Origin of the sequence: Acidaminobacterium chupaoyuni (assembly GCF_047936785.1) — a bacterium.
Classification (GTDB): domain Bacteria; phylum Bacillota; class Clostridia; order Oscillospirales; family Butyricicoccaceae; genus Acidaminobacterium; species Acidaminobacterium chupaoyuni.
The window spans coordinates 946,125-961,011 of sequence record NZ_CP176394.1; the positions used below are offsets into that span (position 1 = coordinate 946,125).

The following is a 14,887-nucleotide window of genomic DNA, read 5'->3' on the forward strand; positions in this document are numbered from 1 at the left end:
AGCTTTTTTATGGCGCAGAAGTGTTTAATCCCAAAGGCCGTCGGGCTGATCCAGAGCCTGAGCCAGCGCGCGGAATTCCCGCTGCTGCCTGCGGAAGAGGCGCTGGGCTTCTTCCATGGAAACGGCCTCGAAGCGAAGGGTGTCGCCCGGGCGGCATTGAGCCGCGAGGGGCAGGTCACAAGTGATGACGGTGGCGATCTTGGTATATCCGCCGGTGGTCTGGCGATCGGCCATCATCATCAGCGGCAGGGCATCGGGCACCTGAATGGAGCCCATGGCCACACCGTCTGAAAGAATATTGCCGTCTGTCACGCCTGGGGCGCGGGCAATAGGCGCGCCCAGAAGGCGATAACCCATGCGGTCGCTTTTCGGGTCGATGCGGTAAGGGGAAGAAAGAAAAGTTTTGATGCCCTGAGCGGAAAACGCGTCATCCTGGGGGCCGAGAATGACCCGCAGCGTGGGGGAAGAACAGCAGGGCTGCTGAGGAATGAAGCGCCGATCCATGGCGTTGAGATAGCAAACGCTGCCGCGCAGGGGCAGCTCATCGCCTTTTTGAAGGGCGCGCCCCTGCCAGCCGCCGAAACCGCCTTTTAAATAGGTGGAGCGGCTGCCCATCACAGGCGTTAAGGTGAAACCGCCGTTGACGGCCAGATAACCGCGGCAGCCCGCGCGGGCGGGGCCGATGGTGAGCACAGCGCCTTTGGGGGCGATATAAGCCCGCCCCATTTCAAGGGCTTTGCCGTTGAGCGTGGGCTGAAACTCGCCGCCGCAAAGGGCAAACACCGCGGGGGAAGAAAATTCCACGGTGGGGCCCAGCATGGTAAATTCCAGCGCGGCCTCATGGGCAGGGTTGCCCGCCAGCAGGTTGGCAAAAATCAGCGAGCGCTGATCCATGGCGCCCGAAACGGGCACGCCGAATTTTTGCCAGCCGTGGCGGCCCAGATCTTGAAAGGTGGTCAACAGGCCGGGCGCAAGAACACGCATCATAAACGGCCACCCCCTTTTTGAATGGTTTCAAAGGTTTGCGCATCGATGGGCACAAAGCGGATGCGCTTGCCCGCCGCCAAAAGGATGGGCGGGTTTGCGGCGGGGTCGAACAGTGAAAGCGGCGTTCGGCCGATCAGCTGCCACCCGCCGGGTGAAACGATGGGATAGATGCCCGTCTGCCCCCCGGCAATGCCCACGGAACCTGCGGGGATGGCGGTGCGGGGTTCTTTGCGGCGGGGGGTGGAAAGCTTGGGGTCCATCCCGCCCAGATAGGGGAAGCCGGGGGTGAAGCCCAGCATGAAAATGCGGTAATCGGGCGCGGAATGCAGCCGGATGACTTCTTCGGCGCTCAGGCCGCAATGGGCGGCCACGATCTCAAGATCAGGCCCCTGTTCGCCGCCGTAAAGAACGGGGATCTCGATCAGTTCACCGGCTTTTTCTTCGGGGCGGATGCTCTGGGCCAGCGGCGCGAGCAGCGAGCAAAGCTCGCCGTAACTCATTTGTTCGGGATCATAGTGGATCGTTGCCGAACGATAGGTGGGCACCACTTCACGAAGGGCGGGCAAAGGCAGGCCTTCCACCGCGCCGCAAAACGCATGGATGGTCTGGTTGAGCATATTATCGATGGTGCTGCCGAATTCGACGGTGACGGCGCTGTCGCCGCAGGGCAGAAAGCGAACGGAATCTTCCATCGGCTCACCTCAAAAAGCGGCCGAAGGGCTGAACCTCGATCTGTTCCTGCGCAAGGCGCTGCCGAATGGCCGTTACAAAATTCACGGCGCTTTCGTTATCGCCATGCACGCAGATCGAATCACAGGCGACCGGCAGCTGTGAACCGTCGGAAGCGGTGATGGTGCCGCTGCGGATCATCTGGATCACGCGATCCAGCGCGGTTGGCGTGTCGTGGATCACGGCGCCGGGCTGGCTGCGCGGCACAAGATTGCCATCGGGGCCATAGGCGCGGTCGGCGAAAAATTCGCGGGCGCAGGGAACCGAAAGCTCCCGGCAGGCTTCTTCCATTTTGCTGCCCGCCAGAGCCAGAACGATCATCTGGCTGTCGAAATCATGCACAGCGCGGCAAAGGGCTTTCGCCAGCGCAAGATCTTTGCCTGCCATGTTATAAAGCGCGCCATGCGCTTTCATATGCTGGATCTCAACGCCTTGGGAACGGGTGAAGCCCGATAAGGCGCCCAGCTGATATTTGACATAGGCATAAACTTCATCGGGGGAAGCTTTGATTTCGCGGCGGCCAAAGCCCATCAGATCGGGAAAGCCCGGGTGAGCCCCCACGGCAACGCCGAACTGCCGGGCAAGCGCTACGGTTTTTTCCATGACCAGAGGGTCGCCGCCATGCCAGCCGCAGGCCACATTGACAGAGGATACATGGGGGATGACCGCTTCATCCAGACCGATGGTGTAGGCGCCGAAGCTTTCGCCCAGATCACAGTTTAAATCGATTCTATTCATCATTATCACCTCTGGGCTCATCATAGCACAGGTGGGCAGTGATTTCCAGAAAAAGCGATATTGTTTTTTGGAAAACCGCGGCTTTACGGGCCCGATAAAGTTTGTTATACTGGGCTTATCAAAGTGAAAGGACAAAATGAAATGTTTCGAAAATTAGTGGCCATCGAGGAAATTGGTTTAGATCAGGAACATCTGGAAAAAGTGAAGCAGACCGCCCGGGAATATGTGGCTTATCCCGACACAACACTGGAAACACAAGAGATCATCCGCCGCATCGGCGACGCGGATGGCGCGCTGGTTTCTTTCACAGGCAAGATCACGGGCGATGTGATCGATGCCTGCCCCAACCTGAAATATATCGGCATGTGCTGCACCCTTTATGATGAGAAAAGCGCCAATGTAGATCTGGCCAAAGCCCGCCAGCGCGGCATTGCCGTCACCGGCATCCGCGATTACGGCGATGAGGGCGTGATCGAATATGGCATCAGCGAGCTGATAAGGCTGATGCATGGTTTTGGCGATCAGATGTGGAAAAGCCGCCCCAGCGAACTGACAGGCGTGAAAGCGGGCATTTTGGGCATGGGCAGAACCGGCGGAATGATGGCGGATGCGCTGCGCTTTTTCGGCGCGGAGGTCTATTATTACAGCCGCACCCGCAAGCCCGAACAGGAAGCCAGGGGCAGCCGCTATCTGCCGCTGGAAGAATTGCTGCAAACGGTGGAGATCGTTTCGGCGCACCTCAATAAAAACACCATTCTTCTGCATGAAAAAGAATTTGAACAGTTCGGAAACGGCAAAATTCTGTTGAACACCGCCATCGGCCCCTGTTTCGATCTGCCTGCTTTGCAGAACTGGCTGAAAAACGGCAAGGGGAATTTCTATCTTTGCGACGGGGTGGCCATGGATAGCATGGGCGACGCGCTGGAGGGTTACCAAAACGCCATCCACACCCTGCGCTGTTCCGGTTCTTCGGTGCAGTGCACCGCGCGGCTTTCTCAAAAGGTGCTCGAAAACATCGAAGCGTTTTTACAATCGCAAAAATAACCAAAAAATACCACTGATAATTTGTGTTCCGCCACAGATAATAGGATTGTTCTTTCAAGATGAGAACAGAGGCGCTGCATGAAGGGCGCGATATGGCCGCAAGGCCGATCGTTTTCATGCCAGGGGAAGAAGCGCTTAGCCGAAGGATGAATAATGGCAGAAGCCGTTGTTTGCCCTGAGGGAAGGGCGAAGAACGGCGAAAAAAACCGATCGGAACCCTTTTACATAATGTTCGTTTTGGCGGCCGCGTGATGAACCAGCATCGCGCGGCCGCTTTTTTATGCAATAAAAAGCCAAACTGTGAACAATGCGCCCCCGCGGTTGACAGCAAACCGCCGCGGGGGGTATACTTTTAACATGTGTCATGCATGCGCGGGGAGGATTCGAATTTGAAGAAAAAGGCAAACTGTTTTTGCGCCCGCCGCATGCGGCTTTATCAGAAGCAGTAGGAAGGCCGGCGAAAATTTTTGAGCGGGCTTTCAAAGAGAGGAGTCATTCGTGGTTAGTATTTCAACTTTTGCAGCAATGATTTTCACCCTGACAGCGGCGTTTTTCCTGCCGGCGATCGTGTTGGTGGTGTTATGCGCCGCCCGCCGTGTGCCTTGGAAATCGGCTCTGGCAGGGCTTTTCACTTATTTGGTCATTCAATATTTATTGAGGCTGCCGCTGCTTTCTTTGCTTTATCGAGTGGATACGGTGGCGAATTTTATGGATACGCTGGTGGGCAGCGGGCTGGTGATGGGGCTTTCGGCCGCCATTTTTGAAGCGGGCAGCCGCTGGCTGATCGGCAGCAAGCTTTTGGGCAGAAAACGCGACCTGACGGCGCGGGATGCGCTGGGCTATGGCCTGGGCCACGGCCTTGCCGATGCCATCGTGGTGGTGGGCGTTTCGGCGGCGTCGAATTTGATGCTGGCGTTCTCCATCCATAACAACAACTTTCTCGATTACATCACAAAACAATCGCTTTCGCAGGAACAGGCGATGCGCATTTATTCGGTGATCACCGGAACACCCGCCATCAAATTCGCGGCCAGCGGCATTGAGCGCATGATGGTGATGGTTTTGCAGATCGCCTTTACTTTTTTGGTGTTCTATGGTATCCGCCAAAAGAAAAGCCGTTATTTCTGGCTGGCTTTCGGCGGGCATTTTCTGCTGAATTTCGGCATCTCGCTGATGACGCCCCACGGCATTTGGATGGGCGAAGGCTTCATTTTCCTGCTGACGATGCTGACTGTGGTGGGATGTATGCCCCTGGTGAGCCATTTCCGCCAGATGGATCGCGTGGAGCTTCCGGTGGAAGGAATGCCGCAGGAAGAATCGCCGGAAGGGCTGCTTGAAGGAGAAACGGCGGAAGGATCGCTCCTGGAAGAAGGCGCCGAAACGGCAGAATCGGAAGAACCGGTGCTCACCGTGGAGCCGGAAGAAGCAGCTGAGACCGAAGAGCCGGAAGAAGCCGAAGAGCCGAACCGGGATCTGCCGCAGACAGAAGAGGAAGAAGAAAAAGAAAACCCCGATCGCTGATCGATGACAGAAAAACCGCGCAGCCGAAGCAGGCTGCGCGGTTTTTTGGTGGGCAGAAAATCAAAATCGAAAACCGCCCCGGCCGAAAACGAGCTTTCGGGCAGGGCGGCGCATAGGGGGAACTTTCTCAATATTGAGAAAGCCGAACGATCAAAACGGGAAATTGCTGATGAAAAGCCACAGGCCCGAACAGCCGATCACGGCATAGATGGCCTTTTTCATGGTTTCGGTATCGATGCGCTTGATGATGGCCGAAGCCACAAGGAGCCCGACGCCCATGCCCACATAACCCACGGCCACGAATTTCAAAAGATCTGCGGTGATGATGCCGTTAAGAATGCGGATGACGGTGGTATAAAGCCCTGTGAGCAGGAAAAAGCATTGGCAGGTGCCCAGATATTCTTCTTTGGTTTTGGTGGCCGAAAGATAATAGATGACCATGGGAGGGCCGCCGATGGCGAAAAAGCCGCTTAAAAAACCGGAAAGCGTGGCGGCGATTAGGGTGGAAAGGGCATTGATCTTGATTTTGATCTTGCCCGAAAAAAACGCGAAATAAAGCGCCAGAACCAAAAGCAAAAGCCCCAGCCAGCCTTTCAAGGCTTCGGTATTCAGCTTGGTGGAAAGGTGGATGCAAAAGGCGCTCACGACATAATAAATGGCAAGCGGCGCGGGGATATATTTCCAGCGGATGCTTTTGCGATAGCGCAGGGTCAAAATCAGCAGCCCGCCAAGCGAGATCATGGAAGAACAGCCCACCGCGCCCAGCAGCGGCAGCAGCGCGGGGAAGAAGATCATTACGAAAATGCCATAGCCAAAACCTGTGGTGCCCTGGATCAGCCCGCCGCCGACGGAAGCCAGCGCCACGAACAGCAGAGTGATGCCAACGGAAAACGGCATAAAATCCCCTCGTTTCTTTTATCCGCCTCGAATGATTTAGAGGCTTACTCATTATAACATGACAAAACGCAAAAGAAAATGCCAAAATGTGTTTTTCAATAAAAAGCCCCTGCTTCAAATTTCTTTGAAACAGGGGTTTTGCGGTTCGGATAAAATAGCAGGGTCTGAAATGAAATCACGGCTGGATTTCCACAGAAGCGTTTTCTGTTACCACGGAAACAAAAGTTTTGCCGGGTTTTACGGCAAGTTCTTTGCCCGTTTCATCATAAAAGAAAATGGGGGATTGATAAGAGGATTTTTTCCAGGCGATGGGAACATATTTCCCGCCGCAGAAATAATAACCGCTGCCGCTGCCGGTGGTGGTGATCTCTACCAGATGCAGGGCGCTGTCGGGCACATCTTTCAGCGGCATGCGAAGCACAAAAACATTATCAACGGCGATCTGCTGCTGATAATAGGCATCCATCTGGGCTTTTCCATATTGAAAACGCAGATATTTTCCGCTGGAGGCATCATAAGAAAACCATGGTTTGTGCTTTTCTGAAAAAGTCACCGTGATCTTCTGGGCGTTTTGGCCCTGCGCCGTGGCGGGGGTTTCGTTAAAAGCAAAGGCGGGCTGCTGATTTTTGCGTTTGAGCGTGCGCCCGCAATCTTCCAGCGCTTTGTTGATCCGTTCGCCCGAGGTGATTACGCTGTGTTCCAAACCAAGCTCTTTTTTGCGCTGGGGGTCGCGGATGAACAGGCTGCCTTCATAGCCGCCGCGGATGCCATCCATATCGATGAGCTCTTTTCGCGAAGCGATGGTATCATAGGCGGGAACACTGCCGCCGAAATGGAGATAAGCGGCTTCATAGCCCTGGGCGATATCGATATAATAAGGGCGCGCACTGCGCACAGAACCCAGAGCTTCCAGCGAAGAGGGGTCTTGAAACAGAGCCAAAAAGCGGGTGATGCGCCCTTCGGCGATCATTTCATAAATGATATCGGCCTGTGAGATGCCCCATTGCGGCAGGGCGTTATAGCTGTTGCTGATCATCACGCCAACGGGGATGCGGCCGGCCATTTCTTTAGAAATGCCGTCTTCCAGCCCGGTGAGCGGGTTGATGGGGCCGGCGGAGGAAGCGGGGATCTGCGGCGCAGTGGATTCTTTGGGCTTCTCTTCTGCCCCTGTGGAAGCGGGCGAATCGGTTTTATTGCAGCCGGCGAACAGAAAAAGCGACAGCGCCAGCATCATCAGCACAACAGGAAGACGCTTCATAAGAATACCTCACAGCTTTCAATCTTGGCGGAAAGTATCGGAAAGAAGAATTTGCAGGATCTGCTCATAGATCGTTTCGGCGCTCTGTTTGAAGTTTTCTTCCAAAAGGGTGCTTTGGCGCTTGTTCATTACCATGACATCCAGCGCCATCACAGGCGAATCCTGATCGGTGATGCAAAGATGAACATTAAAGGTGCCGTCGCCGTTTTCGGTGGTGACGGTTTTGATGGAAGAGTTGCGGCGAATTTTGCGCACCACACGGATGACCGCCGCCTGCGCCTTATCGCGCACGCTTTTGCGCAGATCGCCTTCAAAAATCTCGGCGGCGCTGCGGCCTTTGGGGGTAATATGATAGGTGACATCCCCCTGCTCCGAACGCTCCTGCTGAACATGGCCGGTCTTTAAAAGCTCGGCAAACGCTTCGGAAAATTCGAAATAACCAAACGCTTCATCGATCAGGCAAAGATCGAGAAGATCGGGTTCGCTGATGGGGAAGGGCAGTTCGTTCATGGCATATAAAATAAAATATTTGATCTCGGGTTTTTCACGCAGATAGCCGGGGTTCATAACATTCACCTCGTTGACGGAATGATTTTTTTGAAAAACAGTGGGGCGGGAACAATTCCATTTTGTTTTTCTCTATTATATAATGTATCATAAAAGAAGACACAAAGGAAGAAATAGAATTTTTGGGTCGTTCCTGCGTCGGGCGGGCCGTGAAATCAGTATAATAACCGCTTGCGGTTTATTCTATTGCGAAAGCAATAGAAATTGGCCAACGCCGTAGGCGGGCCATGAAATAAAGGATAATGACCGCTTGCGGTTTATTCTATTGCGAAAGCAATAGAAAGTGGCCAACGCCGTAGGTGGGCCATGAAATAAAGGATAATGACCGCTTGCGGTTTATTCTATTGCGAAAGCAATAGAAATTGGCCAACGCCGTAGGCGGGCCATGAAATAAAGTATAATGACCGCTTGCGGTTTATTCTATTGCGAAAGCAATAGAAATTGGCCAACGCCGTAGGCGGGCCGTGAAATCAGTATAATAACCGCTTGCGGTTATTATACCATGAAAAGGCGAAGAAGCAAAAAAGAAAAGCGGCAGAGCGCTTTTTATCAGAAAGCGGAGGAAACGGAATGAGCGAGAAAAAATATGAAAACACGGGCCGGCTGCGGCCCAATCGCTTTGATGAAAGCAGGCAGGCGCTGATCATTATCGACCAGACCCTGCTGCCGGGCGAAATCGAAGAGAAAGCATTGAAAACGCCGGAAGAGGTGTTTGAGGCCATCCGCGCGCTGCGGGTACGGGGCGCGCCGGCCATCGGTGTTGCCGCCGCCTATGGTGTTTATCTGGGTGTCTGCCACGAAGAAAATATGGCGCCGCAGGCGCTGTATGCGCGGTTTTTGAAAACAAAGGAATATCTGGCGGCCGCCCGCCCCACCGCCGTGAATTTATGCTGGGCGCTGGAACGCATGGATCGCTGTTTTACTGAAAACAAAGGAAAAAGCAGCCATGAGATCCTTTGCCTGCTGCATGAGGAAGCGGACAGCATTTTGGCGGAAGATGAACGCCAGAACGAAGCGATCGCTCGCCTGGGGTTGAGCCTTTTGAAAAAAGGCGATGGCATTCTGACACACTGCAACGCGGGGCCGCTGGCAACTTCGGCTTTCGGCACAGCGTTGGGGCCTATTTTGCTGGGGCAGGAAGAAGGATACGGTTTCCATGTTTTTGCCGATGAAACAAGACCGCTGCTTCAAGGCGCGCGGCTGACGGCATTTGAACTGACCAGAGCGGGGGTCAATACCACGCTGATCTGCGATAACATGGCCGCAAGCGTTATGAGCCGGGGCAGGATTCAGGCGGTTTTGGTGGGATGCGACCGTGTGGCCGCTAACGGCGACACCGCAAACAAGATCGGAACCATGGGCGTGGCCATTCTGGCGAAGTATTTTCATATCCCCTTTTATGTATGCGGACCCACCACCACGCTGGATCTTGCCTGCGCCGACGGCGGAAAGATCAAAATCGAAGAGCGCCCCGGCGAAGAGGTCACGACACTGTGGTATCAAAAGAGAATGGCTCCCGAAGAAACGGCGGTCTATAACCCCGCTTTCGATGTGACACCGGCCGAATTGATCACCGCCATCATCACGGAAAAGGGCATCGCTTACCCGCCTTATACACAATCGTTAAAAAATTTGATGGAACGATAATAAAACGGCACCTTTTTTGCTTTTCTTTCATAGAATAGCGAGAAAGGTGGTGAACCGGCTTGCCTTATCAAGAAGAAAACGGCTGGAAAAGCGGCGCGCTGGAAGGAACGCTTTATTATGGAAGAACGCCCGTGCTGGGCTATCGCATCGCGTATCCACAGCCTGCCGAAGCAATGATGCCGGGCAGCGCCCGCCGGATGCGGGAATATTATAAAACACGCGCCTGTGAAAAGCTGGCCTGGGTGAAACAGCAGATCTATCCGCAAGCGGCAGAAGCCTGCCGGCGGCTGGGAAAAACGGAAGGATTCCGCATGCCGCAGCTGACGGAAGAGTTCACGCCCATGTATTGCGGCGGGGGGATGTGCTCTTTGTTTTTTGATACTTATCTGGCAGGCTGCACGGGAAGAGACAAAATTTGGCGGTTTGCCCAAACATGGGATATCTGGCAGAAAAGAACCTTGCCGCTGGCGTTCTTCTTCCGCCGCGGCTTTGCTTATCGCTCCGTCATTTTGCAGGAGATCGGCCGGCAGGTAGAGCGCCAGAGCCGCGAAGAAGGCAGCCTTTACTACCGCGACGCCGAAAAATTGCTGAAAACCAAGTTTTCCGAAGAGCGCTTTTATCTGGCGGATGACGGGATCGTGATTTTTTATGAACAGCGCGCTCTGGGGAGATCCGCACTGGGCATTCCTTCTTTTCTGATTCCTTACACCCAATTCGGCAGCGGCCTGAAACCGGAGCTTTGATTCATAGACAAAGCGGAAAAAGCGTGATAGACTGAAAGAAAAAGATCTGTGAGGGGAAACTATGAACGGGAAGAAAAAGAAATATAAGACCGGCCGTGTGATCGGCCTGGTTTTCGTGATCTTGCTTTTTTTGATTTTATGTCTTTTGACCTATAGCGCGTTCCGCCCGTTTTCCTTGCTGCCGCAGGGGCTGAACTGGCAAGCCGCGCCGGTGGCGGAAAACACCTTGAAAAACAGCCTGCCCAAGGGAAGCCTGGCGATGATCGATCGACTGAAAACGCCGCACCAGAACGATATGGCCGCTTACCGTGAAAACGATCAGATCAAATTCGGCCGTGTCGCCGAAGAAAAAGCCGAAGGGTATCAGCTTCAAAACGAAACGGACAGCAAAAGCGTTTTTATCGATCGCGTGAAAATCTATGGCGCCGTGCCTTATTATATCGCCAACCTCGGCGCTTTGCTGCTGCTTCTGAATGAATTCCGCCTTACGATGGTGGCCGTTTGCGCGCTGTATCTGGTGTTTTGGCTTTTGTTCCTTGCCACGGCCCCTGCCCGCCGCAAAATGCGCAAAAAGAAAGAATTGATGGAACTCTTTGAGTTTTACGGCGAGAAATACGATATCGAAGAGGCCGGAATCGATTATTAAGAAAACTAAAGAATACTTTGTGCCATGAATTGCGGCCCGCTTTTAAAAAAAAAGCGGGCCGCAATTTATTACATTAAAATAGAACACCCAAATAATTCTAAACTGTGAAAAACAAACGAAGTTTCTTTTAACTGAAAATGAACAGCACAGAAAGAAAGAATAAATTCTTAACCGAATCATAACAAAACGGGTAATTATTTAATAAATATGTCATAATTGAAGGCCATTTCTGCGTAAAAAATTATTAAAAACTGGCTGTTCATGGTTCATTCATAATTTTATTTAAAGCGCGCAAATATAAAAGCGCTAAGATGTATAATTTGCACAAAAACCATCGAAAAATGGAAAATAATGAAATTCTAAAATTGTGCACTATTACCATTTGAAACGCATAAAAATTAGGGATAAAAAGCAAAATTCACAGGAAAAACGGAGGCGCACCAAAAAATGGTGTTGCATAATACTGTTAAAACCGATAGAATACAAATCACGAACCGAAGACATGGCGAAAACCATGGATGGTCGTGAGGATGAGCGGTGAAAAACACCGTAAAAATTTTTATGAGGTGAAACTTATGAGAAATCGCAAAATCCGTGTATTGAGTTTCATGTTGGTACTTGTGATGGTGCTTGGCATGTTCGCCGGCTGCTCCAAGAACACCAGCAAAGACACCACCGACACCAAAGATGATGGAAGCAAAACAACAACGAAAGATTCCATCGTGATCGCCACAGCAAACGAAACCCCTTCGCTTTCCCCCACAGGTCATAACGCGGTTGCCGGTTCTTACATGAACCTGCTGACCTACAACACCCTGTTCAAGACAGGCAAAGACCTGAACCCCGAACCCGATCTGGTTGAAGATTACAAAAACATTTCCGACAGCGAATGGGAATTCACACTGAGAAAAGGTGTTAAGTTCCATAACGGCGAAGAAATGAAGGCCGACGATGTGGTTGCTTCCATTCAGTGGGCAAAAACATTCCCCGAAGTCAGCCTGTATAACGAAAGCATCGCGAAGATCGAAAAAGTTGACGATTATAAAGTTAAGATCACAACAGACGGCCCCGACGCCAGACTGCTCAGCGACTTAACTCAGCATGGCAACTCCATCGTTCCGAAGTCTCTGCTTGACAGCGGCAACGATTTCAACAAGAACCCCATCGGCACAGGCCCGTATGTCTTTAAAGAATGGGTCTCCGGCGATAAGATCGTGTTTGAAGCTTTCAAAGATTATTTTGAAGGCGAAGCTCCTATCAAGAACATGACATGGAGAATCATCCCTGAAGGTTCCTCCAGAACAATCGCTCTGGAAGCCGGCGAAATCGACTTCATCGTTGAAGTGGAAGCCATGGACTCCGAACGCCTGAAGGGCAACGACAAACTGAGCGTTATCGAATACCATGCGACTAACGAAACATGGATGATGCTGAACAACGAAAAACCGGGCCTGGATAATGTTCTGGTTCGTAAAGCCATCAACGCAGCAGTTGATAAGGAATCTGTTGTTCAGGTTGCTTACAACGGCGCAGCAGTTCCCGCATATTCTCAGGCTCCTAACAACCTCCCCGGCGCCAGCGACAAGAACACTGATAAGTATGATGTAGAAAAAGCCAAGAAATATCTGGCCGATTCCAAAGTTGATCCCGCAAGCATCAAGTTCTCCATCATCTGCTCTGACGACACCAAGAAGAGAGCAGGCGAAGTTGTTCAGGCGAACCTGAAAGAAAACCTGGGCATCAATTGCGAAATCGAATCCATGGACCTTGCAACATACCTTTCCACCACAGCTGAAGGCAACTACACAGCAGCTATCGGCGGATTCTCTTCTTCCACAATGCTGGGTTACATGATTGGCGTTTGCCATTCCAAATCTATCAACGCTTCTAACAAAACCCGTATGAACAGCCCCGAAGTTGATGCGCTGATCGACAAAGCTTCCAAGACTGTTGATACCGATGAAAGAAATAAGGTTCTGGCAGATGCAGTTGCAGCCGTCAACGACCTGTGCCCCCAGATCCCTCTGTATCAGCCCATCTCTCTGAGAGCGTTTAACAAAGACCTGAAAGGCGTCGAAGTTAACGACAGCGGCACATTGTATTTCAATAAAGTGTCGTGGGCTAACTAAGATCCAATTAGCGACTAACTATCCTCAGCCTTTTTAGGCTGGGGATAGTCTACCCCTATATAAAACTTTACGGAAAGGGTTTTATAAGAAAAAAGGGGCAAAATTTTGCCGCAGCGTCATAATGAGGCAGGCAATGGAAAATAGGAGGATCATATGTGGAAATTCATTCTTAAAAGAATCATTTATCTGATCCCGGTATTGATCGGCGTTACCCTGATCGTTTACATGATCATGAGCCTGGCCCCTGGCGATCCTGCAAAGGTTATCTTGGGCGAACAGGCCACCCCTGAGCAGATCGCGGATCTGCGCGACAAAATGGGCTTGGATGACCCTGTGCTGGTGCAGTATGCACGCTATATGTTCAACCTGTGCAAGGGCGATATGGGCACATCCTATAAAACAAAAAATCAGGTTGCATCTGAAGTTTTTGCCCGTTTCCCCAACACATTAAAACTGGCTCTGGTCTCGATGGTGATCTCCATCGGCTGTGCTATCCCCTTGGGCGTATTGGCGGCCGTAAAACAGAATACCTTGTTTGACGGCATTTCAATGATCATCGCCTTGGTCGGCGTATCCATGCCTATCTTCTGGTTAGGTTTGTTGCTGATCCTATTCTTCTCGCTGAAGCTTGGCTGGTTCCCCTCTTCGGGCAGCAACGGCTGGAAGAGCATCGTGCTCCCTGCTGTAGCGCTGGGCTTCATGCACATGGCTTCCATCGCGAGAACGACCCGTTCCTCCATGCTGGAAACCATCCGTCAGGATTACATCCGCACCGTTCGCGCGAAGGGTGTTTCCAACGGTAAGGTGATCCGTAAGCATGCTTTGAAGAACGCTTTGATCCCCACCATCACCGTTATCGGTCTTCAGATCGGCGGCATGCTGGGCGGCTCTGTGTTAACAGAAACCGTGTTCGCATGGCCCGGCATCGGCCGTTTGATGGTCGACTCTATCCAGGGCCGCGACATCCCGATGGTTCTGGGCTGTATCATCCTTCTGTCGATGAGCTTCTCGATCGTCAACCTGATCGTTGACCTGACCTATGGCTTCGTCGATCCTCGTATCAAGAATTCGTAAGGGGGAGAAAAAGAATGAGCACACAAGCAACAAAGACTCCTGAACATAAGAACGCCAAGAAAAAAGGCCAAATGGCGGATGTGTGGCGCAGACTGAAGCGCAACAAGACCGCTATGCTGGGCCTTGTGATCGTTGTTTTGCTGATCTTAATGATGATCTTCGCCGGCGTATTATATGATTATGATACCGTTGTTATCAAGCAGGATATCACCCAGCGTTTGCAGAGCCCCTCGGCAGCCCATCCTTTCGGCACCGATGAAATGGGCAGAGATATCATGGCCAGAATCTTCCACGGCAGCCGCGCATCCCTGCTGATCTCTTTCATCTCGGTTGTGTTCTCGCTGATCTCGGGTGGTTTTCTGGGCGCAGTCGCCGGCTTCTTCGGCGGCAAAACAGATACCATCATCATGCGTATCATGGATATCTTCCTGGCGATCCCCGGCACACTGCTGGCCATCACCATCGTGGCAGCCCTCGGGCCTTCCACAGTCAACTTGGTTATCGCGTTGACCATTTCCTACATCCCGGGCTTTGCCCGAATCACCCGCGGCGCTGTGCTGACGGTCAAGGATGTGGAATATATCGAAGCCGCCCGTGCCATCGGCGCGAAGAACGGCACGATCATCATGAGCCATATCCTCCCCAACTGCTTTGGCCCGATCATGGTTCAGACAACATTGAATGTGGCATCGGTCATCCTGACAACAGCCGGCCTGTCCTTCCTGGGCTTGGGCATCCAGGCACCCCGTCCTGAATGGGGCGCAATGCTTTCCGGCGGCAGAACCTATATCCGCGATTACAGCTACATCACAATGTTCCCCGGCTTCTCGATCATGATCACGATCTTGAGCCTGAACCTGTTGGGCGACGGCCTGAGAGACGCGCTTGACCCGAGACTGAAGTAAGA

14 protein-coding genes are annotated in these 14,887 nt (G+C 52.3%); 8 read left to right on the top strand and 6 right to left on the bottom strand.

The window, feature by feature from the left end:
- Window positions 1-24: 24 nt before the first annotated feature.
- From ACJA3I_RS04470 to ACJA3I_RS04480, 3 genes are read right to left on the bottom strand one after another with little or no spacing between them, the layout of a single operon-like run.
- The gene (locus ACJA3I_RS04470) at window positions 25-987 is read right to left on the bottom strand and encodes a 5-oxoprolinase subunit C family protein (protein ID WP_458863573.1); all 963 of its coding nucleotides are present in this window, start codon (window positions 985-987) and stop codon (window positions 25-27) included.
- The gene (gene pxpB / locus ACJA3I_RS04475) at window positions 984-1,679 is read right to left on the bottom strand and encodes a 5-oxoprolinase subunit PxpB (RefSeq protein ID WP_458863574.1); all 696 of its coding nucleotides are present in this window, start codon (window positions 1,677-1,679) and stop codon (window positions 984-986) included. The genes ACJA3I_RS04470 and pxpB overlap by 4 nt, the downstream gene beginning before the upstream one ends.
- Before the next feature lie 4 nt (window positions 1,680-1,683).
- On the bottom strand, window positions 1,684-2,454 hold the full coding sequence (locus ACJA3I_RS04480) for a LamB/YcsF family protein (RefSeq protein WP_458863822.1): 771 nt from the start codon (window positions 2,452-2,454) through the stop codon (window positions 1,684-1,686).
- Between the two features lie 141 nt (window positions 2,455-2,595).
- On the opposite strand from ACJA3I_RS04480, the gene ACJA3I_RS04485 reads away from it, so the two are divergent.
- Together ACJA3I_RS04485 and ACJA3I_RS04490 are read left to right on the top strand one after the other, a co-directional pair.
- On the top strand, window positions 2,596-3,498 hold the full coding sequence (locus ACJA3I_RS04485; protein WP_458863575.1) for an NAD(P)-dependent oxidoreductase: 903 nt from the start codon (window positions 2,596-2,598) through the stop codon (window positions 3,496-3,498).
- Window positions 3,499-3,996: 498 nt separating this feature from the next.
- Window positions 3,997-5,019, top strand: coding sequence for a YhfC family glutamic-type intramembrane protease (locus tag ACJA3I_RS04490; RefSeq protein ID WP_458863576.1), 1,023 nt, complete (start codon window positions 3,997-3,999; stop codon window positions 5,017-5,019).
- A gap of 150 nt (window positions 5,020-5,169) precedes the next feature.
- Here ACJA3I_RS04490 and ACJA3I_RS04495 read toward each other — a convergent pair whose 3' ends face one another.
- From ACJA3I_RS04495 to ACJA3I_RS04505, 3 genes are all read right to left on the bottom strand, one after another.
- Window positions 5,170-5,916: a TSUP family transporter gene (locus ACJA3I_RS04495; protein ID WP_458863577.1), complete on the bottom strand. Its 747-nt coding sequence runs from the start codon at window positions 5,914-5,916 to the stop codon at window positions 5,170-5,172.
- A gap of 175 nt (window positions 5,917-6,091) precedes the next feature.
- Entirely contained in the window at window positions 6,092-7,174 is a 1,083-nt protein-coding gene (locus ACJA3I_RS04500) for a DUF3048 domain-containing protein (RefSeq protein ID WP_458863578.1), read from the bottom strand.
- An 18-nt stretch (window positions 7,175-7,192) separates the two neighbouring features.
- Window positions 7,193-7,741 (bottom strand): DUF4364 family protein, encoded by a 549-nt coding sequence (locus ACJA3I_RS04505; RefSeq protein WP_458863579.1) that lies wholly within the window; start codon window positions 7,739-7,741, stop codon window positions 7,193-7,195.
- A gap of 570 nt (window positions 7,742-8,311) precedes the next feature.
- Between ACJA3I_RS04505 and mtnA the strand changes: the two genes are divergently transcribed.
- The 6 genes from mtnA (at window position 8,312) to ACJA3I_RS04535 (ending at window position 14,885) form a co-directional block, all read left to right on the top strand.
- Complete coding sequence (gene mtnA, locus ACJA3I_RS04510; RefSeq protein WP_458863580.1) at window positions 8,312-9,388, top strand: S-methyl-5-thioribose-1-phosphate isomerase; 1,077 nt, start codon at window positions 8,312-8,314, stop codon at window positions 9,386-9,388.
- Window positions 9,389-9,447: 59 nt separating this feature from the next.
- On the top strand, window positions 9,448-10,131 hold the full coding sequence (locus tag ACJA3I_RS04515; RefSeq protein WP_458863581.1) for an RsiV family protein: 684 nt from the start codon (window positions 9,448-9,450) through the stop codon (window positions 10,129-10,131).
- Between the two features lie 61 nt (window positions 10,132-10,192).
- Window positions 10,193-10,777 carry a hypothetical protein gene (locus tag ACJA3I_RS04520; RefSeq protein WP_458863582.1) on the top strand — a complete coding sequence of 195 codons (585 nt, stop codon included), beginning with the start codon at window positions 10,193-10,195 and terminating at the stop codon, window positions 10,775-10,777.
- Between the two features lie 575 nt (window positions 10,778-11,352).
- On the top strand, window positions 11,353-12,906 hold the full coding sequence (locus ACJA3I_RS04525; protein ID WP_458863583.1) for an ABC transporter substrate-binding protein: 1,554 nt from the start codon (window positions 11,353-11,355) through the stop codon (window positions 12,904-12,906).
- Between the two features lie 153 nt (window positions 12,907-13,059).
- A complete protein-coding gene (gene nikB / locus ACJA3I_RS04530) occupies window positions 13,060-13,980 on the top strand; it encodes a nickel ABC transporter permease (protein WP_458863584.1) in 921 nt (306 codons plus the stop codon).
- A gap of 14 nt (window positions 13,981-13,994) precedes the next feature.
- A complete protein-coding gene (locus ACJA3I_RS04535) occupies window positions 13,995-14,885 on the top strand; it encodes an ABC transporter permease (protein WP_458863585.1) in 891 nt (296 codons plus the stop codon).
- Window positions 14,886-14,887 lie beyond the last annotated feature (2 nt).

Excerpts from the sequence above, each read along its gene's own strand:
- ACJA3I_RS04500 (WP_458863578.1), bottom strand. The coding sequence starts at position 7,174 with ATGAAGCGTCTTCCTGTTGTGCTGATGATGCTGGCGCTGTCGCTTTTT.
- ACJA3I_RS04535 (WP_458863585.1), top strand. The coding sequence starts at position 13,995 with ATGAGCACACAAGCAACAAAGACTCCTGAACATAAGAACGCCAAGAAA.
- ACJA3I_RS04525 (WP_458863583.1), top strand. The coding sequence starts at position 11,353 with ATGAGAAATCGCAAAATCCGTGTATTGAGTTTCATGTTGGTACTTGTG.
- ACJA3I_RS04485 (WP_458863575.1), top strand. The coding sequence starts at position 2,596 with ATGTTTCGAAAATTAGTGGCCATCGAGGAAATTGGTTTAGATCAGGAA.
- ACJA3I_RS04495 (WP_458863577.1), bottom strand. The coding sequence starts at position 5,916 with ATGCCGTTTTCCGTTGGCATCACTCTGCTGTTCGTGGCGCTGGCTTCC.
- ACJA3I_RS04470 (WP_458863573.1), bottom strand. The coding sequence starts at position 987 with ATGATGCGTGTTCTTGCGCCCGGCCTGTTGACCACCTTTCAAGATCTG.
- ACJA3I_RS04505 (WP_458863579.1), bottom strand. The coding sequence starts at position 7,741 with ATGAACCCCGGCTATCTGCGTGAAAAACCCGAGATCAAATATTTTATT.
- nikB (WP_458863584.1), top strand. The coding sequence starts at position 13,060 with ATGTGGAAATTCATTCTTAAAAGAATCATTTATCTGATCCCGGTATTG.
- mtnA (WP_458863580.1), top strand. The coding sequence starts at position 8,312 with ATGAGCGAGAAAAAATATGAAAACACGGGCCGGCTGCGGCCCAATCGC.
- ACJA3I_RS04480 (WP_458863822.1), bottom strand. The coding sequence starts at position 2,454 with ATGAATAGAATCGATTTAAACTGTGATCTGGGCGAAAGCTTCGGCGCC.
- ACJA3I_RS04520 (WP_458863582.1), top strand. The coding sequence starts at position 10,193 with ATGAACGGGAAGAAAAAGAAATATAAGACCGGCCGTGTGATCGGCCTG.
- pxpB (WP_458863574.1), bottom strand. The coding sequence starts at position 1,679 with ATGGAAGATTCCGTTCGCTTTCTGCCCTGCGGCGACAGCGCCGTCACC.